Origin of the sequence: Diplocloster modestus (assembly GCF_019042245.1) — a bacterium.
GTDB lineage: Bacteria > Bacillota > Clostridia > Lachnospirales > Lachnospiraceae > Diplocloster > Diplocloster modestus.
In genome coordinates, this window is the sequence record NZ_JAHQCX010000004.1 from 309,519 (window position 1) to 333,714 (window position 24,196).

At 51.5% G+C, this 24,196-nt stretch carries 23 protein-coding genes, 1 pseudogene, 1 CRISPR repeat array and 1 riboswitch; of the genes and pseudogenes, 2 read left to right on the forward strand and 22 right to left on the reverse strand.

What is annotated here, in order from left to right:
• Positions 1–545: 545 nt before the first annotated feature.
• The 9 genes and pseudogenes from KTH90_RS08440 to KTH90_RS08480 form a co-directional block, all read right to left on the reverse strand.
• Complete coding sequence (locus KTH90_RS08440; protein ID WP_158350218.1) at positions 546–2,909, reverse strand: sensor histidine kinase; 2,364 nt, start codon at positions 2,907–2,909, stop codon at positions 546–548.
• A complete protein-coding gene (locus tag KTH90_RS08445) occupies positions 2,881–3,582 on the reverse strand; it encodes a response regulator transcription factor (RefSeq protein ID WP_158350220.1) in 702 nt (233 codons plus the stop codon). Before KTH90_RS08445 ends, KTH90_RS08440 begins: the two co-directional genes overlap by 29 nt.
• Positions 3,583–3,996: 414 nt before the next feature.
• Positions 3,997–4,566: a CRISPR direct-repeat array (repeat unit 34 nt; unit sequence GATTTCAATCCACGCCCTCCATGCGGAGAGCGAC).
• A gap of 170 nt (positions 4,567–4,736) precedes the next feature.
• A pseudogene (gene cas2, locus KTH90_RS25305) lies at positions 4,737–5,027 on the reverse strand (CRISPR-associated endonuclease Cas2).
• Between the two features lie 386 nt (positions 5,028–5,413).
• The gene (locus tag KTH90_RS08455) at positions 5,414–6,163 is read right to left on the reverse strand and encodes a HesA/MoeB/ThiF family protein (RefSeq protein ID WP_238726626.1); all 750 of its coding nucleotides are present in this window, start codon (positions 6,161–6,163) and stop codon (positions 5,414–5,416) included.
• A 60-nt stretch (positions 6,164–6,223) separates the two neighbouring features.
• Positions 6,224–6,472 carry a MoaD/ThiS family protein gene (locus KTH90_RS08460; protein WP_158350224.1) on the reverse strand — a complete coding sequence of 83 codons (249 nt, stop codon included), beginning with the start codon at positions 6,470–6,472 and terminating at the stop codon, positions 6,224–6,226.
• A gap of 16 nt (positions 6,473–6,488) precedes the next feature.
• Entirely contained in the window at positions 6,489–8,378 is a 1,890-nt protein-coding gene (locus tag KTH90_RS08465) for an aldehyde ferredoxin oxidoreductase family protein (RefSeq protein ID WP_158350226.1), read from the reverse strand.
• On the reverse strand, positions 8,375–8,809 hold the full coding sequence (locus tag KTH90_RS08470) for a 4Fe-4S binding protein (RefSeq protein ID WP_158350227.1): 435 nt from the start codon (positions 8,807–8,809) through the stop codon (positions 8,375–8,377). Before KTH90_RS08470 ends, KTH90_RS08465 begins: the two co-directional genes overlap by 4 nt.
• 22 nt (positions 8,810–8,831) lie before the next feature.
• Positions 8,832–10,016, reverse strand: a complete 1,185-nt coding sequence (locus KTH90_RS08475; protein WP_158350229.1) for an iron-containing alcohol dehydrogenase — start codon at positions 10,014–10,016, stop codon at positions 8,832–8,834.
• A 12-nt stretch (positions 10,017–10,028) separates the two neighbouring features.
• Positions 10,029–10,529: a hypothetical protein gene (locus tag KTH90_RS08480; RefSeq protein WP_158350231.1), complete on the reverse strand. Its 501-nt coding sequence runs from the start codon at positions 10,527–10,529 to the stop codon at positions 10,029–10,031.
• A gap of 317 nt (positions 10,530–10,846) precedes the next feature.
• Between KTH90_RS08480 and KTH90_RS08485 the strand changes: the two genes are divergently transcribed.
• Entirely contained in the window at positions 10,847–11,404 is a 558-nt protein-coding gene (locus KTH90_RS08485) for an ECF transporter S component (RefSeq protein WP_158350233.1), read from the forward strand.
• Positions 11,405–12,047: 643 nt separating this feature from the next.
• Here KTH90_RS08485 and KTH90_RS08490 read toward each other — a convergent pair.
• Positions 12,048–12,899, reverse strand: coding sequence for an anti-sigma factor domain-containing protein (locus KTH90_RS08490; protein ID WP_158350235.1), 852 nt, complete (start codon positions 12,897–12,899; stop codon positions 12,048–12,050).
• A gap of 1 nt (position 12,900) precedes the next feature.
• Positions 12,901–13,608 carry a sigma-70 family RNA polymerase sigma factor gene (locus KTH90_RS08495; RefSeq protein ID WP_158350236.1) on the reverse strand — a complete coding sequence of 236 codons (708 nt, stop codon included), beginning with the start codon at positions 13,606–13,608 and terminating at the stop codon, positions 12,901–12,903.
• A 204-nt stretch (positions 13,609–13,812) separates the two neighbouring features.
• On the opposite strand from KTH90_RS08495, the gene KTH90_RS08500 reads away from it, so the two are divergent.
• Positions 13,813–14,208: a hypothetical protein gene (locus KTH90_RS08500; RefSeq protein WP_158350238.1), complete on the forward strand. Its 396-nt coding sequence runs from the start codon at positions 13,813–13,815 to the stop codon at positions 14,206–14,208.
• 12 nt (positions 14,209–14,220) lie between these two features.
• Here KTH90_RS08500 and KTH90_RS08505 read toward each other — a convergent pair whose 3' ends face one another.
• The 11 genes from KTH90_RS08505 to KTH90_RS08555 form a co-directional block, all read right to left on the reverse strand.
• The gene (locus tag KTH90_RS08505; RefSeq protein WP_158350240.1) at positions 14,221–15,024 is read right to left on the reverse strand and encodes an alpha/beta hydrolase; all 804 of its coding nucleotides are present in this window, start codon (positions 15,022–15,024) and stop codon (positions 14,221–14,223) included.
• Positions 15,025–15,627: 603 nt separating this feature from the next.
• Positions 15,628–15,948, reverse strand: a complete 321-nt coding sequence (locus KTH90_RS08510) for an energy-coupling factor ABC transporter substrate-binding protein (protein ID WP_158350242.1) — start codon at positions 15,946–15,948, stop codon at positions 15,628–15,630.
• Complete coding sequence (locus tag KTH90_RS08515) at positions 15,949–16,698, reverse strand: energy-coupling factor ABC transporter permease (protein WP_158350244.1); 750 nt, start codon at positions 16,696–16,698, stop codon at positions 15,949–15,951.
• 143 nt (positions 16,699–16,841) lie between these two features.
• Positions 16,842–17,051, reverse strand: a riboswitch (cobalamin riboswitch).
• A 113-nt stretch (positions 17,052–17,164) separates the two neighbouring features.
• Complete coding sequence (locus KTH90_RS08520; protein WP_158350246.1) at positions 17,165–18,019, reverse strand: energy-coupling factor ABC transporter ATP-binding protein; 855 nt, start codon at positions 18,017–18,019, stop codon at positions 17,165–17,167.
• 59 nt (positions 18,020–18,078) lie between these two features.
• A complete protein-coding gene (cbiQ, locus tag KTH90_RS08525; RefSeq protein WP_158350248.1) occupies positions 18,079–18,873 on the reverse strand; it encodes a cobalt ECF transporter T component CbiQ in 795 nt (264 codons plus the stop codon).
• Positions 18,870–19,490 carry a precorrin-8X methylmutase gene (locus KTH90_RS08530; RefSeq protein WP_158350250.1) on the reverse strand — a complete coding sequence of 207 codons (621 nt, stop codon included), beginning with the start codon at positions 19,488–19,490 and terminating at the stop codon, positions 18,870–18,872. The genes cbiQ and KTH90_RS08530 overlap by 4 nt, the downstream gene beginning before the upstream one ends.
• 26 nt (positions 19,491–19,516) lie before the next feature.
• A complete protein-coding gene (locus tag KTH90_RS08535) occupies positions 19,517–21,088 on the reverse strand; it encodes a cobyric acid synthase (protein ID WP_158350252.1) in 1,572 nt (523 codons plus the stop codon).
• Entirely contained in the window at positions 21,081–22,235 is a 1,155-nt protein-coding gene (locus KTH90_RS08540) for a pyridoxal phosphate-dependent aminotransferase (protein ID WP_238726627.1), read from the reverse strand. The genes KTH90_RS08535 and KTH90_RS08540 overlap by 8 nt, the downstream gene beginning before the upstream one ends.
• 24 nt (positions 22,236–22,259) lie before the next feature.
• Positions 22,260–23,225, reverse strand: a complete 966-nt coding sequence (cbiB, locus tag KTH90_RS08545) for an adenosylcobinamide-phosphate synthase CbiB (protein WP_158350256.1) — start codon at positions 23,223–23,225, stop codon at positions 22,260–22,262.
• Positions 23,222–23,893, reverse strand: a complete 672-nt coding sequence (locus KTH90_RS08550; protein WP_238726628.1) for a histidine phosphatase family protein — start codon at positions 23,891–23,893, stop codon at positions 23,222–23,224. Before KTH90_RS08550 ends, cbiB begins: the two co-directional genes overlap by 4 nt.
• Positions 23,866–24,195, reverse strand: coding sequence for a bifunctional adenosylcobinamide kinase/adenosylcobinamide-phosphate guanylyltransferase (locus KTH90_RS08555; protein ID WP_238726629.1), 330 nt, complete (start codon positions 24,193–24,195; stop codon positions 23,866–23,868). The genes KTH90_RS08550 and KTH90_RS08555 overlap by 28 nt, the downstream gene beginning before the upstream one ends.
• Between the last annotated feature and the right edge of the window lies 1 nt (position 24,196).

The window sequence follows — 24,196 nt, forward strand, 5'->3', positions numbered from 1 at the left end:
AATCTCGCAGGATAATATGAGCAAAGTCCGGCGCGGAAACGGAGGCGCCGGACTTTTAGACAGATCCCTGGGATCTTTGAAAAATATCTACTATAATGTGGAGCGTACTGCATCTATAAAGGCAGATGGGTCTATGAAGAGGTCACCGGCCGCATTTTCGTATGCGGTCTCTCTCATGAGTGTTATCATCCGGGTTCCTGTAAGCAAAGGATTGATCTGCCATCCCAGTGCTAATATTCCTGTTCCATAGGGGATAGCCCAGCTGTGGCCGCCTATCGCATCATAGCTATAAGAATATTCCCCCCTTGATAGGTTTCCGCGGTGGTACGGTAACTTACAGGTGTCCCCAGTGCCTGGGGCGGACATTCCTGGAAATCACCATCGGGTGTTAAACCAGTAAGTATTGATATCTTTTGTATTATATTCTCCTGGTTTTAAAGTTATGGTTTCTCCGATACCGCGCACATCTGCATATGGTTCCAATAATATACTGTCATCCGCAGTTTTCCCCTGAGATGCTATGTCAGGCGTATTTGTATCTTTCTCTATATCCTTCTGGTTGTCAGCGGTGTGTGGATCTGCGGGAATTCCACAGTGACCACGAACAGGTCTGCGATAGTCTCCACAGTCATCCTGCCTCCGCAGGCCTCCGTAAAGCTCTTCGCGATCGACAGGCCCAGACCGCTGCCGCCGTCTGTCCGGCTTGAGTCGCCCCTTGTAAAACGTTCCGTAAAATTTACGTCGGCAGGGATCTCCGAAGCGGACGTATTTTTCACACTTGCCACCGCGACCGAACCGTCTGTTTTCAGGTTCACGTATATGCGGGAACCGTCCAGGGAATACCGCAGTGCATTTTGCAGCAGGTTCTGGAACACCCGGTACAGGCGCTGCCCATCCGCCATGATCAGGATCTCTTCTTCCGGGATATCGGTCTTTATCTGGACCTTACTGCCGGCAATCCGTTCAGACATGTCTGCCAGGGTTTGGCGGAGCAGCTTGCCCAGATCCAGCGCTTCGATCTCTACCGGCAGCTGCCCGGAGGCCGCTTTGCTCACTTCAAAGACATCCTGCACCATTTCTTTTAATTTCTGAGATTTGCTGTCCAGGATCTGTACATAATCTCTGATGTAATCCGGCAGCCCTTCTTCCTGTTTGAGAAGCTCCACATAGCTGATGATGGAGGTCAGCGGGGTCTTGATGTCGTGGGATACATTGGACACCAGTTCCACTTTCATGCGTTCGCTCTTGATCTGCTCTTTTACCGCGGTATCCATACCTTTGCGGATATCATTCAGATCCTGCACGGCCCCGGCCAGGTCACTGTCCGGCTGAACCTGCAGTTCACTGGTGATCGCTCCGTCGCGCACAGTCTTGATCTGATCGATGAGCGTTCCCGTATCCTGCATCAGCCGTTCATTTTTCTTCATGTAATACATCTGCATATAGATCATCAAAACAGCACCCAGAACCACCAAAATCATCAGGATCAGAAGCGGTACGATCTCATATCCGCCGGCCAGGCAAAAGATCAACAGACTGGCAGCCGACAGTAAAATGAGCACGGCCGCTACAACGATCAATGGTATACACCGGTGCACAACCCGCCTCTGAAACGGAAGTTTTAAGTCCGCAGCACGGAACGCGCCCGCAATATGTCCGCTGATACTCTGTTTCCATACCTTTTGATTGTATCTGTTATCATTTACAAACAGATAGATAATCCAGAACAGTCCGACCAGCCCGGCTGGCCACGCAAACATTTCCTGGAATAATTCCCGAAACATGCCTGTATAGAATTCTCCATACCGGATTCTCATGAAGATTTCGCTCCACCAATAGCCGGAACGAAATAGTACGAGTCCCAGAGCCAATAGCAGCAGGATAAGCTTTACCTCATACCAGATTTTTCCTGTTATTTTGGCTATCCGCTGATCCGCCCGCTTCTTATCTTTACGCAGGATAAGATAGACAACGATCAGGAGGACTCCCACCGCCAGTGAGGCAGCTAATGCGATGTATCGGCCCTTTTCCTGCCGCTGGTTATATTCGATCCAGTACAGTCGGTTGTAGAGCTGCCTGGAGGAGTCTTTCGCATACTCCCCTTTGATATAGAGCTTTGGCGACTTGGCCGCGGCTATGGTAACGGTAGCTTTCTGGGTTTCCTCATCCACAGTAAAGTTCTTATAACCGGGTACGTACCAGTCACTGTCCTCCCGGTAGTAACCATCCTTGTACACATCTATCTCTTTGCCGTCTTTTCGCATCTTCACTGTATTGCCGTCAAAGTACATCAGGAAGTTGTAGTCTTTGGGCGCGGCCATACCAGCGCCATCCAGTTGTGTGCCCTCGGCGTTCGTGTAAACGGTTCCGTCGTTATAGGTGATCCGATACAAGATATTTTTGTCATCTTTGATCGCATTGTGATACTGCTCGGCTCTCTTCTTATTCTCCTCTTTGGAGCTGTAATCACCGTTTCCATATACACCGTACTCGTAACCATCGTAATCGTCATAATCACTGCTGTAATCCCCGATCGCTTCGGTAACTTCATTCGGATAATCCTCACTCAGGCTCCAGCTCCAATCGCCGGTTCCGCTCTCGACCGCATATGCCTGCGCGATGTCTTCATAATAAGTGTCCGCACCGGAGTAATAGTTATACGCACGATAACCGTTTCCCCAGAGAGGCCCGCCGGTAGCCATCGCCAGAAAATTTTCCAGGTAATCCGCCATCTGCCAGCGGAATTCTCCTGTATTCTGATAATCTTCCTCAAAGGCTTCCGTTATCTGCGCCTTCCATGAGGATCTGGAGGATAATAAATAGACGGAATCTATGATACCGGACAGTAACAGGGTTATCCCCAGAAAAAATGCGGTAAAACTAATGATGCTTTTCCATTTTGTAGCCAATTCCCCACACCACCTTTATATATTCTGGTTCTTTTGGATTGAGTTCGATTTTTTCCCGGATGCGTCTGATATGGACCATAACCGTATTTTCCGGTGCGAAGGCCTCTTCTTCCCATACTCTCCGGTAGATCTCCTCGGCCGGAAATACTCTGCCCAGATTCCGCATCAGCAGATCGACGATCTTCGTCTCTGTGGCCGTCAGCTTGACCGGTTCCTGATCCGCATATAATACACGCTCATCGGTCCGGTAGCTGAGCCTTCCATTGAAGATTTCACTGGATACCACGGAAGCATTGATGTCTCCCAGGCTTGTATACCTCCTCAGATGACTGCGCACCCGCGCCACCAGTTCCTGCGGATCGTACGGTTTGGTCACATAATCATCGGCTCCCATGGAAAGACCCAGGACCTTATCCGTATTCTCACTCTTGGCACTTAAGACGATGATCGGCAGATTCTTTCTCTCCCGTATCTTCATCACAGCGGACAGACCGTCTAACTTCGGCATCATCACATCGATTAATATCAACTGTACCGGATATTCCGCGATCTTCTGTAATGCTTCCAGGCCGTCGTAGGCTTTTTGAACCGTGTAGCCTTCCTTTTCCAGCAGGATCGATATGGCTTTTACTATCTCTTTGTCGTCGTCTACGACCAGTACACATCCGTTCATCTGATCTCCTCCTTAAGAACAATCCTATCATAATATGGATATCTTACAAACACGCGGGTATATTTCTTACGAAAATCTTACATTTACTTATAAGGGTAACTTGTGCTGATGCTTATTGATGGTCTTGTTGACTGAAAGTTCTTTTATGGGGTGCTTTAGGTTTAAAAGATTGTTTTATTATAACATGGTACTGTTCGAAAAGCATTATGGAAAAGATGCCGATGCATGGCGTAAATGGTATGGTGGATAATTTTTATAGGTTGATTTTGAAAATAAAAATGTAACAAATTTTGGATTCCACAAAAATTGTTACATTCTTTGATACGCTTTTACTTTTGTTTATTTTCATTTTTGATATCGCGTCTTGAAAAATTTAACGCTTTTCCTCAGCAATCTTCAGATCACTAGTGCATTATTTTACATCCACGCTCTCCATGCGGAGAGCGACTAACAGGCTGGTTATTCTGGACATGTGGCAGAGATTTCAATCCACGCCCTCCATGCGGAGAGCGACGATCTATACCATGGATTATGCATCCGATGCCATATTTCAATCCACGCCCTCCATGCGGAGAGCGACCCGACTGCTTAATGTCGGAGAAAGAGGAATAAAATATTTCAATCCACGCCCTCCATGCGGAGAGCGACACACTCGAAATAAGTGTATAATAAAGATAGTTAAGATTTCAATCCACGCCCTCCATGCGGAGAGCGACAACTCATCCATGATAATCACGGTTGGTTTTTCCGATTTCAATCCACGCCCTCCATGCGGAGAGCGACCAATACTGATCGTTAGAGATCCGTCCGCCGCAGATTTCAATCCACGCCCTCCATGCGGAGAGCGACGCAAGGTGATGGGGATGATCCGGACAACGAAACGATTTCAATCCACGCCCTCCATGCGGAGAGCGACAAGTTGCGGCCGAACCAAACAGCAAGAAGGAGGATATTTCAATCCACGCCCTCCATGCGGAGAGCGACAGCAAATCTAAACAAAATTATTTCACTAATTTATCTAATTTCAACCAATATAACCAAAAACAAGCAAAAAACTTCCTAACTATTTAGCTTCAATTAACTTATTTATATAAATTTACAATAAATTTCAGGTGCGAATGTCCCGTGGATTATATGTTCACTTCACATTCGCACTAAAAAACCAACGGCTCAGTTCCATCAAATCTGGGTTTTGCCCCTATATATTCCACCTTACTCTTGTACTTATCTCCCAAGTAGTAAAACCTTCAAATTATCTACCTTTTTATCAATAATTTTCTCTAGTAAAGCCTTTACTTGTCTGCACTTAACAGCATCCATGCTCCACTCAAATACTGAATTCCGGACACGTTGTCCATAATTCACACACTGCTTCGCAGCTCTTCGTATCTAGTTTTTCCTGCAGCAGTTTCAGTATCTACATCATATGATATCAATACGAGAATACATATCATCTACTTCCCCCCAAAAATAGTGATACTCATTCAGATAACCTCTGATGTACCTGGCCAATAACATAGCCTGCACATGTGGGTCGATTCCCCATTCAATTTTTTCATCGAGAAAAGAATGTTCTCAATGAACAGGTATTGCAGCTCTTTGACCATTTCACACCATATGTATAGTTTCTTTCATAAATTGATACATTTCCCTGGATATATCCTGCGTTTTTTCCATAGCCCAGTATCGAATGTGACTGACAGACGCCTTTTTGTCTCGCCATAATACAAATAGCCATCTGGTATTGTACAACGCAGCATCTTTTCAAGGCAAAGAGACTGTCTATTGAAGTTTATCCACATCATTTTCTTTGGGAATTCCCCGCTTATATTCAATTGGATTCGTTCCCCGCCTGCTTTTGCGCATGTCCTCCGCAGACCACGCAGCCGCTCTGCGGCTGAATTATCGTATGATGAAATTCCATGTTCACGCCGTCAAACCAGATATACTTCCCTTCGAATCCCTCGGTATGTCCGGTCAGTGCCAGCACCGCCATCTGGGCCTGGGCCATCCCGATCATGCCAGCCATGGTACCGAACGCGGCAGGCTCCCTATCATTTTCCATGGCCTGAGGATAGAGGCAGGCCAGACAGGGACCTCCGGCCTGCTTTACATAGAACAGACAGCCGCCCCATCCATTGATACCGCCGTCGATCAATGGGATATTTCTGCGGACACAGGCTTCGTTTAAAAGGAGCCTTGTCTCCAGATTGTCTACCGCGGCGATGACCAGATCGAACTCTTCTGCCAGATCCGCGTTTGCCCTGGTCAGCCGATATGTATACACTTCCGACTGGATGCCAGGGGAAAACCGGGCCAGCCATGCGGCGGCCACCTCAGTTTTCCATCTGCCGATGTCCGCAGGTGTATACAGAAATTGACGGTTCAGATTATTAAGTGTGATCCTGTCATGATCCATGATCCCGATCCGCCCGATACCCGCGCCGGCAAGTCCTTGAAGTACCGAGCAGCCAAGTCCCCCAGCCCCGACCAGCAGGATGGAGGCTGCGAACAGTTTTTTCTGTCCGCTTCCCTGCAGATATTTTAATTTCTCCTGTCTGTTATACCGCTGGATATCCATTTTCCCCCCCGATACGTGCGTCTTTTCGCACATATAGATCTGGTGGAACAGGTCGATTACTTAACCGCCTCCGCACAGCGGTAAAAAACGTATTTCGTCCTGATCCTGAATCTTGGTACGGTAATTTCCAGTGTTCAGAATCCCTTTGCCGTTTACGGTAATAAGGCTTCTCTTCGCTTCGGCGTATGCCTCTTTTCCATAAACTGTCTTAATATGCTTCAGACACTCTTTGATATCTTCCCCGGGACAGACCTCCTGTTCCGCGCCGGTCAATTCCCTCAGTTCCCCGTAATACTTCAGATACGCCATTTTCCCACGCCCCCCCTCAATCGTACAACTTCAGCTGCTTGCGTTTCCGCTTCGCCGGATAACCGTCCTTCCCCCATCCCCGTACCTGATAGTAGCGGGGAAGCATTTGCTTAAGCTTAACCACGGTATCCGGGTTATCACTGTCCTGCGGTGTCTTGGTCAGCCGCTCCGGCAATGCGTCATCTTTTGCGGTCATACCTTCCCGGTAGTTGTACATCCGTTCCAGGTTGTATCCCCTCTCACCGATCTGCATAAACTTACCGGTTGTCATCGGAAGTCCGGTAATCAGTTTCAGTGTCTGGGCATGCGGCAGCAGATACATGGAATTAAATGGAAGAAGTCCGGGCATGAGTTTCCACATGATTCCCAGAACCCCACGGGCCGCCAGCAGTGCTTTACCGCAGAACTTCGTGAACCAGTGGGAAGGACCCAGGCGGAAGAGAAAGGACGGAATCATGCTGTAAGCGGTAAACAGGCAGAAACCAGCTCCGGATACGGCCTCCATCGTATTTTGCAGCATGACGGTCAGCTCCGGTTTTCCCTTTGTGGACAGCGGGTCCGCGGAGATCACGCCCACAGACTCGAACAGGGCCAGATACCCTCCGTTCAGATGGCAGCCGCCCCGGTTCGACGTGGCATAGCCAAGGCCCATTCCAACCGACTGCCTGGGTTCATAGGAAGCTAATTCCAGCCCTTTGGCATGGATCGCCGCCGCCTCATGTCCATAGCGCTCTGCCAGCCATTTGGAACCATTCGCCAGCTCATCGCAGATGCCTTCCCGATAAGCGATCTTGCGGATCACTTCCGTCAGGTTGTCGGTGCGGCCGAATTCCACACCAAAATCCGCGATTCCCTGTTCCTTTAATTCCATGGCAAAGGCAATGGTCCCGCCCAGGGATATGGTATCCATTCCCAGCTCATCCGCCAGATAATTTACTTCATTGATGATATCCAGATCCGCATTTTCAATGTTCGATCCAAACAGGCCCACCGTCTCATACTCCGGCCCTTTGACTTCCACATCGTGAACCTTCACCCGCCGCTCGCAGCGCACCGGGCAGCTGGTACAGCCGCTGTTTTTCACCAGCTTGGTGTCCGCCAGCCGCTCACCGCTGATCTCATCCGCGTGCTCATAAGAACCTTTCTGGAAATTCCGCGTGGGCAGCGCATCTGAGGCGTTGGCTTTGTTCACCAGCCCGGCGCTGCCGTATTTCGGAAGGGACGCTCCGGTCATCGGATGATGCTGCAGGAAGCGGACCCATTTCTCCACATACTCATCAAAGCCTTCCCGGTCATAGATATAGGGTTCCTTCGTTCCGTAGGCCACACAGGCTTTTAGGTTCTTCGATCCCATGACAGCTCCTGCGCCGCACCGCCCGGCCACCCGTTCGCCGGATACCGCGCAGGCATACCGCACCAGATGTTCGCCTGCGGGTCCGATCACCAGTTTTCCGTATTCCTGGGGAAATTGTTTCTGTACCTCCTGTGCCTCCATTCCCCACAATTCCCTGGCAGATTTTAAATGGATTTCCCCGTCGATCATCATGAGATAACAGGGATTTTTCGCCCGTCCTGTGATAATGAGCCCGTCATAACCGGCTCTCTTTAACATCATCCCGAACGTCCCTCCGCAGTTGGAGGTGGCTATGCCACCGGTCATCACATTTTTGAAGCTCATATTAAACCGGCTGGAAGAGGGCGCTCCGGTTCCATTCGCCGGACAGGTATTAATGATCAGCATGGCCTCCGGCGCCAGAGGATCCAGGCCTGGAGATGTCAAGTCGTATAAAAGCCTGGAACCCATGATTTTTCCGCCGATATATTTTTCAAACATCTCCTGATTGATCGGATAGCGGGTGGCTTTTCTTCCGGTCAGATCTATTTTCGCATAAACCGGTAATCTCACAGCGCTCCCACCTCCTTTGCAGTTCCCATTCCGATCACGTGCAGCGGACAGATCTGTTCGCACAGACCGCAGCCGACGCAGGCTTTTTCATTGGCCAGCTGCGCGAATACCCGAATATCCCCTTTATACGCAGGAGGAGAGATCTTCAGCGCCTGGGCCCTGCAGATCTGCACGCACATAGAACAGGCGCTGCACCTGGCCGTGTCAATGATGGGCTTCCTCCATTCGGTCCTGGGAACTTTGGATACCTTAACCCCCTCCTGATCCAGGATCGCTTCCTTCGGACAGGCGCGGCCGCAGACTCCGCACTCCACACACCGCCTTGGGTCAATCTTATGTAAGTGTTTTGCCGCACCGGCAATCGCGCTCACCGGGCACAGGCGGGCGCAGAGGCCGCAGCCAATGCAGGCTTCTGTTATCTGGTATGCCATTTAGCCAGACACCTCCTGACGGTTAATAAGCTTTTTTCAGTATCCGGATCACATCCTCTTTATCCACAGCCACCGGGTTTGCCAGCATTGCTCCGTCTCGCAGCGCCGTGACTGCCACCGTCTCAAAATCCCCGGGATTTACTCCGGCATCCTGAAGGCGCATCGGCAGGCCGCAGATGCGGTTCAGTTTCCTCTGCAGGCGCCGGACCGTCCGGATCGCCTCTTTCCCCCGCTCTTCCCTGGCGGTCTGCGCATAGATCTCAGGGCCTGCCAGATATAACAGCAGTTCGCCGTAGACTTCATCCAGTTTTCCCAGATTATATCTCATCACATGGGGCAGCAGTATCGTCATCGCATCTCCATGGGGAACATGACAGACTCCTCCCAGCGCATGGCCGATCCCGTGCACCGCTCCGACCATGGAATTCGAAAATGCGGCTCCAGCCATGGTGGAGGCATTTGCCATAGCAAGACGCGCCTCCGGGTCTTTCCCGTCCGTCACCGCTTTGACCAGATACTCCCGCACCATCGTAATCGCCGCCGTGGCATACGCATCGCTCAGCGGATTCTTCTGCGTGCAGCTGTATGCCTCCATCGCATGGCACAGCGCGTCAAAGCCGGTGGATGCCGTGATTCTGGGCGGCAGGGTCTCGGTCATCCGGGGATCCAGCACCGCTACATCGGGCAGCATATGGTTGGAGATAAACTCCATCTTGACCGCTTTCTTTTCATTTTTAATCACAGCCACCATTGTCATCTCGGAACCGGTGCCCGAGGTGGTGGGCACTGTGATAAACGGCACATGTTTTCCCCTGGTCATGGACTCGCATCCCTGAAGCTTTAACAGGTCATCCACACCGTGTGCGATCATGATCGCCGTCCCCTTAGCCGTATCCATGACCGAACCGCCTCCGATGGCGACCAGGCTGTCGCAGTTGTTCTCTTTGTACCGCTTCGTAATCTCATTCACCACTTCCACGGAGGAGTCCGCCGGGATATCGGTGAATACGGCAGCCGGCCGGCTGCCCTGGCTTAACATAGCGTCCAGCACCTTCTGCAGGGCTCCTATTTTCTCCAGCACTTGGTCGGAGAGCACCATCGGCCTGCCGGCCTCCAGCCCCTCAAGCTCATAGGCGATATTTTCCAGCGCCTTCTGCCCGGACAGGATTTTCGTGGAATTCTGAAATTCATAATATTTTGGCAGCATAGTTACCCTCCCTTATATTCCTAAGATTGCGCGGCAATACACCGCAATACTGCTGACCTGCTTTTTCGGCAGTCTGCGCAGGATTCTTCTGGTCATAACCGGTGGAAACAGATAACTCTCCGTCAGGTCGATGCACCGGACGATGGACATGACCTCGTACAGATCCCCTTTGACCATAAACCGGTGCTGGGCGTACGCCGCCGTGGTCCCGATCTGTCCGGAAAATACCAGAAAAGCACCGTCCAGACTCTTAAAAGCCATGCAGATATCCGGCTCGCTCACGTCCTTTAACCGGGCCAATCCCCACGACACCCGCTTCATACACAGCTTGGGACCATTGTGGGAGGCGCTTAGCACAATCGTCCGGCCCACCGGCCAGCTGTCAATCTCCTCCTTCACCCTGGAGTCCAGCTTATAGAGGACTTTCATTCCCCGGTAGAGAAAAAAACAGATAACGGAGGCAAACAGGGATTTTGCGGTCGTGGCCAGATTCCTTTTTTTACTTGGTTTCATAGCATCCCTCCTGACTTGGGTTACTGCCATGCCCGCCGACCGGGCTGCGCAGAATTTTATATTCTACTCTAACTATAGACTCGATGAGGGTATGCGTCAACCAGGTATTTTTTGCTCTGATCGCTTTTTGCTATGATCGCTTAGCAGCTGTTTTTTAGCCAGCTTTGCCGGACACACTGAAATAAAAAAGGCAACACATCTGTGCTCCCGAACAACTTTTGGCGTCCAAAACTGGCATGGTCATATTTACCATAACTGGTTATTTTAATAATGCCAGAATTGTTTTATACTGCAAAGCATAAAGGAGGCGATCAGTAATGAAAGATACAAAGAAACTTGTGGTAGCCGCTCTGATGGCGGCCCTTACCTGTGCAGCTACCATGGTGATCAAAATTCCAACACCGACATTCGGCTATATCCATCCGGGTGATGGCCTGGTATTATTATGCGGAATCGTGCTTGGTCCGGTAGGAGGCGCCCTGGCGGCCGGTATCGGCTCCATGCTGGCAGACGTCTTCTCCGGCTACATGTCCTTCGCGCTTGGCACCCTGATCATCAAAGCACTGACAGCCGCCATCGCAGGACTGTTGTTCCGGCGCATCCGCGCGATCCGAAGCGGAAGCACCGGCAGCAGCTACGCCGGTATCATCACCGGCGGAGTAGCAGGAGAACTGTTCATGGCAGCCGGATATCTATTCTATGAAACCCTGCTGGCCGTCATCAGCGGAAGCGCCCTGGCCGCAGCCTTCACAGCCTCTGCCGCCGGCGTTATATTTAACATCGTACAGGGCGTAGTAGGTATCGTTCTTGCCATCCTCCTATTTCCAGTGCTATATCAGATTCCCAATGTGCGTGCCTGGGTCACCAGGAAATAATGCCTTATACGTGCTCTTACCAAAGCCGGGGCGGGCAGGCGCAAGGCGGGACATCAGGACGGGAGGCCAGGTGCCAAGCACCGGTATTCTCCCATCCTGATGTCCCGCCTTGTGCCTGCCCGCTCCGGCCCTAAGTACTAGTTCCTGAATAAAACTACTCCTTTTTCCCACTAAACCAGATGCTTCTGCCCAGAGCCCCTAATGCTGCCAGAAGCCGGAGGAATCTCCTCCGGTATTATCCCCGGGATCGGGATCCTTCTGCGTACTCTCCTCCGCCCTGTCCGTTTTGTAATGTAGTCCACGGCCCCGGCCTTAAATCCTTTGAATTCAGCGTCTGGGCCTGTGATGCCTGTCAGATAGATGACAGGAATGCCGGTAGGCCCGGAATAATGAATCCGCTTCATTTTCCCTGACAGCCTCTTCTTTTGTCTGTTCCGGCAGAATCTGCTGTTGTTTGTATACAAGAAATCTAGTTTTCTGTTTTAAAAATATTGCACAATTTCCTAAGAGTCTGCAGAATATGTTCCTCCCCCGGCAATTACATTTTTTTAAGTATAACATAACCGGGATGATACATATAGTATCTGTCAGTTACCTATGGGCCTCCTTTGAACTAAGCTCAGGTAAGTTACGCAAGTGCTGCTCACTCATGGTGATGATTTTCCTGTCCGTCGGAACTATCCTCCGAATGGTGGCTGTTTTGGCCGTCGTTGGGCGACGTCGTGGTTTCTCCAGTATCTGCGTGGTTGTTGTGTTCTTCATGACCCGTGCCTTCCCCATGGGATTCGCAGGCGTCGATCTGTCCCTGCAGCTCTTCGATGCTGTGATGGGTGTAATCTGTGATATCCACATCCGGATCGGTTTCCTTCAGTTCCTGAAGATACAAATATTTCCCCGGAGTGACGCCGTAGTCATGGGCCTGGGATACCGTATCCTCATCTACCGCATGGCATTCCGACTGAAGAGCCGGATATTCAGCGGACGCGGTGTCAACGTACTGGCGGACCTCCTTAAGCATAGATTCCTGGGTGTCCGCTGTCTTTGCATAGACAGTGACCACAATGTCTGATGCGGAGTTGAAATATCCTTCCATTTCTTCCGCGCCCATAATCGTATCCACAGCCTCCTGCCAGGGAAGGTTTTTTAGATTTTGTTCAGCAAGGATCTGTTCTCCCTCCGGATTAAGGGCCCTGGTCTCAACTACACGGTTGAAACGGTTGATCCCCAGCTCAATGGAGGGATTGACATCGATACTCACCAGAGAGGTCTGGGCATAATAATAATGGAAGCTGCCGGCGCCCAGCGTAAATACCAGGGCCAGACAGGCCGCCGCCGTGTAAAACGGCCTGAGACTCCTTCTTTTTTCCGGAAGAAGTATCACTTCGCCGGTCTTCCAGCTACGGTTGGCGGGAAGGGATACGAATTCCCCTCCGTTTTTCATTACAACGGCTGTATTTTTCTCTATTTTCATAACAATTCCGGTCTGTGCTTTCATTTTAATTCACCTCCCTGTACTTAGGTAAGAATGTACGGATTCCGGGATAATCTCCCATCAGCAGGATCGCCAGGGTTATGATATATTTCCGGTGTTTCTCTATCGTCTTCGCGGAGACTTTTAGCTGCGCCGCCAGTTCCGCCTGGGGCAGGCGGTGCTGACGGATCAGCCCTTTCCTATAATCAGGTTCCTCCACTACCGCACGCGCGATCATGAGGCAGTTCTTCCTGGAACGCTCCTGCTTCGGACAGATCCGGGGCAGTTCTTCCCATCGTATCCCATAGGCATCCAGCACATCCGACAACAGCTGAATCTCCTCGGACAGTGCGTTCCGCTCCTGGTCTTTTTCATAGAGCTGCCAGGATACTTTCGCCTCCGCATCAGACATCTGCCCGGATTCCTCCTCCTCTTTCGGTTCAAAGGCAATCACTTTTGAGCGGTATCCCATCTGCTTTCGTCCTTCATCAATCAGACGGTTTTTGATACAGATCTTGCAAAAAGAGAGGAAATTCCCTTTCTGGGGTGAATATTGTCTGATACAGTTCAGAAATGTCAGCATGGCGAGACTCAGCATATCATCGTATTCCAACATCAGGTCCTGCATTCCGGTTATCTGCTTTTTTAAAAACGGCAGATAGTCCGACATAAGTTGTTCTGTTTTCCCGGGATCCGCCTGCGCGCTTTGAACCCGCATTTCTATCGTATTCACATCAGTTCTCCTATTTCTTACTTCTGCTCCATTCAGATTGCACGGATATGCATCTATAGAGGATATGCATCTATATAAAAGATACGGATCCGGTCCTGTATTTTATAGGGTGCCAAAAATTTTTTTCGGCACCCTACGTTTTTCACATTGTCAGTCGTAATCTGTTAACGAGTCAAAAATAAAAAAATGAAATGAGGTAATCTTATGTTACAGAAAAAATTCGCTGCTTTCCTTTTAACCGGTATGCTGACCGCTGCTGTTGTATGTATCCCCGCCCTGGCATCTACTTCCGAGACCGCTCCTGCCGATTCCGCTCCGGCAAGCTACCCCATATGTACGGAGAACGGGTGCAGCAAAACCTACGATCACAAACATGACGGGACTTGGTATGAGGGGCACCATAAGGAAGATTGTTCCGACCGCACGGACTCCTCAACATGTACCGGAAAACACTCCGGCACTCACCACACCAGCACCTCCCAGTCACAGGGCCGGCACTCCCATCACACAGGAACCCAGACCCAGGCTTCTACCGCAACACAGGACACTCAGACGAATAACGGCCACGCGCATCACAGCCACAGCGGAAGCCATCACTAAGCCATCACTAAGTCAGCACTGATAACCAAACAGATGATTCAGCCAATACAGGCTGAGTGAAAACCATTTACCGCAGCTTTCATTGTTCGTATCTACGTCATAATTGCACATAGAGAGCCCATGCACCCCGCTGGGGAATATATGGCATTCAAACGGAACTCCGGCCCGCTTTAACGCCATACTGAACAGCATGGTATTCTCAACCGGTACCACATTATCATCTGCGGTGTGCCACAGGAATGCAGGCGGTGTATCGGCCGTTACCCTCTTTTCCAGCGAGAACCATTCCTTCAGCTCCCCATCCCCGCCGGACACATTCTCCAGGGACCCCTGATGCGCAAACTCTCCCGCGGTAATCACCGGGTAACTTAAGATCATCGCATTCGGACGGTTCTTTCCGTTCTCCGTATCCATTCTGTCTGTCAGCCGGCCGCTGTTCCACAGCGTCCCCAGGCTGGCCGCCAGATGGCCTCCGGCCGAAAATCCCATCACCGCAATCTGATCCGGCTGAATCTGCCATTCCCCGGCCCTCCTGCGGATCATCATAACAGTTTCAGACAGTTCCATCAGCGGCCTGAGTTCCTTCGCGTATTCCCCAATGGAATAATTCAGCGCAAACACCTGATACCCAGCCGCGAACCAGGCGAAAGCCGGCGGATCTTTTTCCCGGTCGGACAACATCTCATATCCGCCCCCCGGGCAGACCACCATACAGGGTCTGATTCTATGGTTCTCCATTTCCTCACTGACATCGTGCAGATATCCCGTCACATAAGCATTAGAGCCTGTATCCAGCACTTCCTTAACAATCTTCATCACTCTAACCTCCTAAAGGGGGACATGTCCAAACCAGTTTGGGACATGTCCAAATTCACTTAATAACTACCATACAACATTCACATTGTTTTTGTCTATATATTTTAAAGGAATCCCCCATAAAACTCCAAACTCAAATAATTCTTCCCCCGAGTGTCTGTCCGAATTCACTCATCACCAAAGCCGGAGCGGGCTGGCGCAAGGAGCAGCTTTCCGGGGGCGCAGGCGCGCCAAAAAAGCGGAGACCCAATCCCTTCCCTTAAGCCCGGGGCCCCGGTGGTGTCTCCCGGGGTGAGCATAGGGCGGCTGTGCAGCAGCTTAGTAAAATTTAAAAACCGGATTCAGGATGCACGGCGGACTTCATGTCCGACGGGCAAGGGCCACTGAACCGGGAACGCCTCATGCGTTCCTGGTGAATTGGCCCGGTTCCTGAATCCGGTTTTTGAATTTCACTTAGCTGCTGCCAGCGCAAGCCCTCCGCTCATCCTGGGAGACACCACCGGGGCCCCGGGCTTAAGGGAAGGGATTGGGTCTCCGTTTTTTTGGCGCGCCTGCGCCCCCGGAAAGCTACTCCTTGCGCCAGCCCGCTCCGGCCCCCCAGCACTAATTCCCAGCAGCCCTCTTATCCTCCTGTTTCTTCCTCTCTACAAAACGCCCCATAATAAAAGCGATGATGCCCACACCGATTCCGGTCTGAAGGCAGAAAAACAGGCTCTCGACTTCTCCCGGAAGTTCTCCTCCGATGATAGTCTCCAGCACCGGCTCGAACCACGGCTGGTAATCTTTGTGGACCTCGGCAATCATCTGGCTTCCGGCATCGTCAGAGCCTCCGAATTCAGCTCCCTTTAATGCGAATAGCGGAATCCCCGCCAGAAGGACTGCTATGACCAGCAAGATCAGAACAAGTTTTGTATCTTTACTCATCTATTTTACCTCCTTATAAAATCCAACGGATTTCAGTTCCGCTTTGGCATAGGTCTCCAGCGCGATTATGATAACCAATGTCAGGATTCCTTCCAGAACAGCCAGCGGCAGCTGGGTTGGAGCGAATACTCCCAGAAATTTAGCCGCGGATACGGCAACACCGCCATTTTCTGCAGGATGCGCCAGGGCCAGCTGAAGGCTGGTTATACAGTAGGTAAAGATATCTCCCAGAAAAGCGGCCAGGAAAATACTTAACCGGCGGTTCACCTTACATTTCATACATAGTTTGTATATTCCATACGCCAGGAAAGGCCCTGCTATCGCCATGGAAAAAGTATTGGCTCCCAGCGTGGTCAGCCCGCCATGCGCCAGAAGGATCGCCTGGAATAACAGGACAATGATACCTAGAATACCCACGACGCTGGGACCAAATAAGATAGCACCCAAACCGGTACCGGTCATATGGGAGCAGCTCCCTGTCACGGACGGAATCTTCAGTGAGGAAATGACGAAAATAAATGCGCCGGACATGGCCAGTATGGTGATCGCCCTTCGGTTTTCCTTCAAAATCTTTTTCAGTGAAAAGAACCCGGCAACCAGAAACGGCAGACAGATCACCCCCCATGCGATACAGTAACCGGCCGGGAGATAACCCTCCATGATATGCATCGCATTGACAGCCGGAACTACGGCGAATATGGCCGCAAACACCGTTGCTAACTTCACTGCTCTTTTTTGTCTTTTTGACATCTCTCTTCTCCTTTCTTTCATGACTTCGCGTACATGCTTCCCAGGCATGAGCCAAAATCATGACAATCCGATCTTTTACGGATTTCGTCTGCGTCCTGCCATCTTCCGTGGCTGATACGCAGTTTGTCCCGCGCCGTTAGGCTGGAACGCAAATAGGAAGGGCAGGTCTTCTGACTCGAGCATCCGCATTTGCCTCCACTCTCTTCCCGGTTTCCCAGTGATTCCCGTATTCGTGTGAAAATACGGAGACGGACGCAAACTCCTCTCTTACAGCGGCGGGACCGCAAGGGCTTTTCACCCTTTTCCCTATTATCCTGCGGAGAAATGCAGGCACCTCTTCCCCTTAAATGCACCCTTTCGGGCAGGCTCACGGCTTACGCTGTGCGCCAATGTATATGCAAAAGCGGTCTTAAAACATCCCGCGAATTGCCTGAACTAAAGTAAGTACTTCTGCTGAACAGACACTTTATGCTCTCTCTACCAGATCTCTGAACGCTTCGGTATCTCTGGGATATTTCTTCTGATCCGGCAGCAGATGCTTTTCTACCAGCATCTCATAGATATCCATCAGGGCCGGACGCTTCAGATGCGCCCTTGTCAGAATCTCTGTGTCGGAGAACACGTCCAATGCCGTCCCGTCCCCGATCACCTTACCTGCGCAGACCACCAGGACTCTCTGGGCCCAGCGGTAGGCAAAATCCACATCGTGTGTGGATATGATAATGGTTTTATCCTCTGACCCGAGCTTTTTCAGGACTTCCTCCAGCATTCCGGCGTTGACCGGATCCAGGGAGGCGGTAGGCTCATCAAAAATGATCACTTCCGGCTTCATCGCGATGATATCCGCGATACTGACCCGCTTCTTTTCCCCGCCGCTTAAATAATGCGGCGGCCTGTCCCGAAATTCGTTCAGATCCATATAATCCAGGGCCTCATCCACCAGCTTTTCCACTTCCGGCCTGGCCAGTTTCAGATTCATGGGTCCAAAGGACACCTCTGCCAATACCGTAGATGCGATGATCTGGCTATCCGCATCCTGGAAAACAATCCCCACCTTTTTGCGCAGCGCGTTGATATTTTTTTTATTCACTTTTTCACCGTGAAAAAAGATCTCCCCATGATCTGGAGACAGCACCCCGTTCATATTTAAAAATAACGTGGATTTTCCCGCCCCATTGGCTCCAAGCACTGCAATACGTTCTCCTTTACAGATTCTTAGATTGACACCGTCAAGTGCCTGGGTTCCGGTATCATATTGATAGGTGAGTTCCCGGATTTCCAGAATGGCAGGATTCTCTTCCACTCGCTGCTTTGATCCCATTTTTTCCTCCAGCGGCGCATTTGCCGCGCCATCTATTCTAAAGCTCTATGTGTTTTCCCTCATAAAAGAACCGACAAGCTCACCAAAGCAAGCAAATACCCGACAGCAGCCATTACCTGCCAGACCTCTGTTTTTTTCTCTTCCTCCAAAAACTTAAGCTCCCCTTCATATCCCCTGCTTTCCAGGGCATCATAGTAAATCCCTGCTTTCCGAAAGGACAGGATCAATAGATTTCCGGCTATATTCCCGAACGTATAGCAGCTTCTCCGGAAGCCCTCATACCCGAGCCTGGCCCTGGCCGCTGTACTCATTCTGCCCTGCACGTCCAGCAGTATAAAAATAAAACGGTATATCATATTCATCAGCTCGATGAGCAGTTTCGGCAGATGTGCCCGGCCCAGCACCGAGATGATTTCACTGGCAGGTGTGGAAAGCGTGAGCATATACATGGCGCTGACCGCACCCAGAGCTTTAAAGCTCAGCTGAACCGCCCGCATGATGTCTGTTCTGGAAGTATATAAATAAAACAGGCGCAGATTCAGGTTAAAATCTCCGTAAGGCCTGGTGGCGACACCCAGTCCGATGGCGATACTTCCCATCAATATAAATGCGGCGGGAATTTTCATAAGGGACAGATACCGGCGGATACTTAAGCCTCCCACACATATGGTCAGCAGACCCATGCTGATCATCACCGTAACAGATACCCAGATATGATCCAAAACGATGCAGACGATCAGCAGAGCGACAGAAAACAACACTTTAAAGGAGGCGTTTACTTTCCGCATGCCGGAGGTGTAAGCATAGTAATCAATCGACTCCGCTCCCTGGTGTTTGTGAGGTTGCCTGCTCATACACACATATACAGCAGGGCGTTGCAGATCGCAGCCGCCACGTTGCTGCCGCCTTTTCTTCCTCTGGCGACGATATAGGGAACATCCGCCTCCATCAGATATTCCTTGGCCTCCGCCACATTTACGAAACCAACCGGAACCCCGATCACCAGCCGGGGATGAATACGGCCTTCGTCGATCAGCTCCCGCAGGCGGATCAGTGCCGTAGGAGCATTGCCGATGGCAAAGATAAAATCTTCTCCCAGGCCGGCCGCTTTTTCCATGCTGACGGCCGCCCGGGTAACCCCTCTTCGCTTCGCTTCTCCGGCCACATCCTCATCGGCCATAAAGCAGTGGACCTGCCCTCCGAATCCGGCCAGGGTCTGTTTGCTGATACCCGCCTTTCCCATATTCGTGTCCGTCACGATCGACACGCCGTTTTGGATCGCAGCCAGTGCTTTTTCCACCGCCTGGTCAGAGAAGCACAGGGTATCCGCGTAGGAAAAATCCGCCGTTGTATGGATCACCCGTTTGATCACCGGTTTTTGTATCGGGTCCAGATCCCGCTTAAGTTCCTGCTCAATAATTTCAAAACTTCTCTGTTCTATTTTTTGAGGGTCCATGGTATCAAAATGCATACGAAACCGCCTCCTTCTTCCTGCTCTTATATTCCGACCATACGGTAAATCTCGTTTATATTCAGATTTTCCCGCACCGCGTCCGCCAGCTGGTCGTATTGCCTTCGCTTATACTCTTCGATATCCATATGCCTGCTGTCTTCAAAGGACAATCCTTTCCGCCGGTAGATCAGACGCAGAAAACGGTTGGTAAATTCATTGTTTTCAAATATCCCATGCACATAAGTGCCGGCTGCATTCCGGCAGACACATCCGTCCGCTTTCACCGGTCCCGCTCCGGAGCCGCTTACGGCTAACCGTATCCTGGAAAAATCAGACACCTGTCCAAACTCCCTGCCACATTTGTCTGACCCTGAGCCCCCGGTTCCGGAGGCCGCGGCGCCGATGGTACGCGATGTCCCCATGTGGATTTCATATCCGGTAAAAGAGCTGCCCGACAGCCCCTGGTAAAAGCCCGTAAGGCCTGACACGGTACCGTGGACTCTGGTTCTTACCTTCTGTTCTTCAAATACTGTCTGGACCGGCAAAAGCCCCATCCCCTGCATCTGTCCGCCATACTCCACCCCGCAGGGATCACAAAGGCTCTCCCCCAGCATCTGATAACCGCCGCAGATCCCGAATACCGGAACCCCTTTCGCCGCACACTTAAGAACCGCTGTCTCCAGCCCGCTCTGCCGCAGCCATCTGAGATCTCCCATGGTATTCTTCGTACCCGGCAGCAGGATCAGATCCGGCTCCCCCAGTTCTTTCACTGACGATACATATACAACCTCCAGCCCCTCCACGGTTTCCAGCGGATTAAAGTCCGTAAAATTAGAAATATGCGGCAGCCGGATTACCGCCGCTTTTACTTCCCCGGCTGTACCCTTCCTATAGAACCGTTCCGTCAGGCTGTCCTCGTCCTCGATATCCACGCTGATCCACGGCATCACACCCACGACCGGCAGCCGGCACTTTTCCTCCAGCATGGCGATTCCAGGTTCCAGGATGCCACGGTCGCCCCGGAACTTGTTGATGATCAGTCCCTTGACCCGCTCCCGCTCCTGCGGTTCCAGAAGTTCTACGGTACCGTACAGCTGGGCGAAGACACCGCCCCGGTCTATATCCCCTGCCAGCAGGACAGGCGCGTCCACCATCTTTGCCAGTCCCATATTGACGATATCATGGGTCTTTAAATTGATCTCCGCGGGGCTTCCCGCACCTTCGATCACGATGATGTCCCGGTCTTTTTCCAGTTCCCGGTAGGCCTCCATGATCACCGGTACCAGCTTCTGTTTATAGCGGAAATATTCAGCTGCGGGCATATTTCCCCGTACCTCACCGCATACGATCACCTGGCTTCCCACATCGCTGACCGGTTTTAACAGGATCGGGTTCATCCGCACCGACGGTTCGATGCCTGCCGCCTCCGCCTGCACCACCTGCGCCCGCCCCATCTCCAGCCCTTCCGCCGTTATATAGGAATTAAGCGCCATGTTCTGGGATTTGAACGGAGCCACGCGGTAGCCGTCCTGGGCGAATACCCGGAGCAATCCGGCTGTCAGCAGGCTCTTTCCCGCATTTGACATCGTTCCCTGTATCATTATATTTTTAGCCACAACTCTCACCTGCCTGTTCCATTCCCGGTGACGGCTGCATTCCCGGGTACTGTTCCTTCCCTGCCGCATTTACAATACGCCGGATCTCCCGCAGCAACACCCTGTTTTCCTCCGGGTTTTTGACCGCTGCCCGGTAATATCCGGCCGTTAGGCCCTGGTAATTCGCACAGCTGCGGATCAGGATCCCTGCCCTCTCCAGTCCTTCAAATAAAGGGATCCGGCTATAGAAGCATATAAAATCCGCGGCCGGGGAAAATACTTCCATTCCCAGTTCCCGAAGTTTTTCGGCCATCTCCTTTTGCTGGTTACGGATCAGCTCCCTGGTGCGAGGCAAATAATCCCACCGGGGTTCCCGGATCCTGTGCCTGGCGATGCTGGTACCGGCCGTCTGTGCAGCCTGGGATACACTCCATTCGGGGATCTGTTCCCGGACTCCCCGCAGCAGCGTGTTATCGCTGCACATGCCATAGCCCAGGCGGATTCCCGGCATCGCATAAATCTTCGTAAAGGCATTCAGTACAAACAGCTGCGGATTTTCTTTCAATACCCGTTTCCCGCTGGCAGTCTCATAATCCTCACAAAACGGGAGAAAACATTCATCCAGCATTACAACGGTCCCCGATTCCCGGCACTGTCTCAGAATGTTTGCAAACAAATCCTTTTCCAGACGGTTGCCCATGGGATTTGCAGGATTGCACAGATACAATAGGTCTGTATCCGGCGTCAGTTTGTTAAGGATTTCATCCGTGATCCGGAAACCGTTCTCTTTTTTCAGGATAAAAGACACGGCCTGTCCGCCGGCGGCATCCACGGCCCGCTCATATTCGGAAAATGAGGGCTGGGGGACCAGCGCCCGGAGCGGCCTTTCTTTTTTCTTCGCCAGTGCCCTTGGAAGCGCATAGATTAATTCCGATGCGCCGTTGCCGCAGATTACCCACTCACCGGGGACCTGCTCCATCTGGGCTATGGCAGTCTTTAATCCGCGGTATTCCGGGTCCGGATACCGCTCACAGCAGACCGCTTCCTCCCGAAGCTTCTGAAGCGCGAACGCAGGTATTCCAAGCGGATTGATATTGCTGGAGAAATCATACCTGATCTGCCGGTTGTATATATTGCCTCCGTGCCTGTCCTGGTCTGTAGGTCTCATTCTGGTAAGCTCCTTCATTATCATTCAGATCTTTATTCTCATGATACAATACATCCCCCCTCTGACGGCGCACACCGCCAAAAGGGCAAGAACCGCCGAACCGTACAGCAGACGGTTGGCCAGCCTGATATCCTCCGCATCTACCGGCCGGACCGGATCTCCGATCACCGGCTTCTCTTTCTTATGCCCGAAGTACCAGGCGTCTCCCGCCAGCTGGATCTTTAGTGCCCCGGCGCAGGCTGCCTCGGTCTGCGCCGAATTGGGGCTGTCATGTTTCCTGCCGTCCCGCCTTAAGATCCGCCACGCGTTCTTTCCATCCATTCCCAGCAGAAATGAAACTGCCGTCATGAGCAGGCCGCTGATCCTGGATGGAAGATAATTCAATATGTCATCCACTCTGGCCGCTGTTCTGCCAAAATACAGGTATTTTTCATTTTTATAACCAATCATGGAATCCATCGTATTCACCGCTTTATAGAAAAAACCCAGCAAAGGGCCACCCAGTGCCATATAAAGCAGAGGCGCGATACTGCCATCCGACGCGTTCTCCGCCACGGTTTCCACCGCGGCCTTTGTTATCCCCGTCTCATCCAGCACAGAGGTATCTCTCCCCACAATCATGGACACCGCTGTTCTGGCTCCTTCCACGTCGCCGTCCTTCAGCGCCTGGTAGACTTTCATGCTCTCAACCTTCAGACATTTCGTCGCCAGCAGCTGGTAACACATAAACGCTTCCACCGCCATACCAAGATACCGGTGTATCCGATAAGACAGCAGCAGCAGGCCCGCTGGTATCAGTACGGATACGAGACATACCAACACCGCCAGAGCCGCCCCTTTCCACAACTGGACCCCTGGTGGATCTTCTTCTCTTAAAAGCCGCTGCTCCAGCTGTTGAATGACCCATCCGATTCCCCGTATCGGATGCGGCATCCAGTACGGATCCCCAAACAGAAGATCCAGTATAAATCCTGTTATCAAACGAATCATAATTTCCTCACAATCTTAAGCTGCCATCCATCGCTGCCCTCTGCCTGAACAACGCCCTCGCCCCCACCGCCGTCTGTTTGCACAACGCATTCAAACCCGCCGCCGTTGGCGCATTGATAATCAAAATAATCACCCTTTGGTTCCCCCAGAGCTTCCATGACCGCCATGATGGTTCCTCCATGTGCGATCATAACCAAACTCTTTTGCACCTGCTTAAGCTCTTGGTTCCATTTGGCCGCCGCCCTGTTCATCACATGGAGAAATTCTCCGACACATCTCTCCTTAAAGTGCGCTCTGTCCTCTCCTCCCGGAAACGGAAGCGTACCGCCGCTGTCGATCCATTCCCGGTACTCTTTGCACCCGCTTAATTCCAGATAATTCTTTCCTTCGAACAGGCCGAAGCTGCATTCCTTCCATGCGCTGACCGGGCAAAATTCCATACCCGGATAGAGCAGGCCTGCTGTCTGTACACACCGCCTCATGGGACTTATATACAGCAGGTCCGCTTTTGGGTACCGCCCCGCTTCTTTTGCCTCCAGCAGCGCGCGCACTCCGGATGGGCTCAGATCCTCATCCGTGGTTCCTATATACCGCTTTTCTTCGTTGCCCTTTGTCATCCCATGCCGGATCAGCGTAATCTTCATTTTATCTTCTGTCCGATTCCGCATACGATCCGAACCACCGTCTGCGCCGCCTGCGCCGCTTCACACATGGTCCGTCCCACCGCTTCCCGGAACTCTCTTTCTTCTTTTTCTATGGGTACCACTCCATATCCCACTTCGTCACAGATAATAACCACATCCGGTTTTTCTGACAGCAGATCCTTAAGGCACCCGATGGGATCCTGCCGCTGCTCCAGCTGCCGCCGGATCACTTCCTGATAATCGGAAATGATATCCGCCCCGCTTCCCTCCGTCATTTCCACATAGGCCCGTTTTCCCTGTGCCTTTCCTCCAATATATAAATGCATC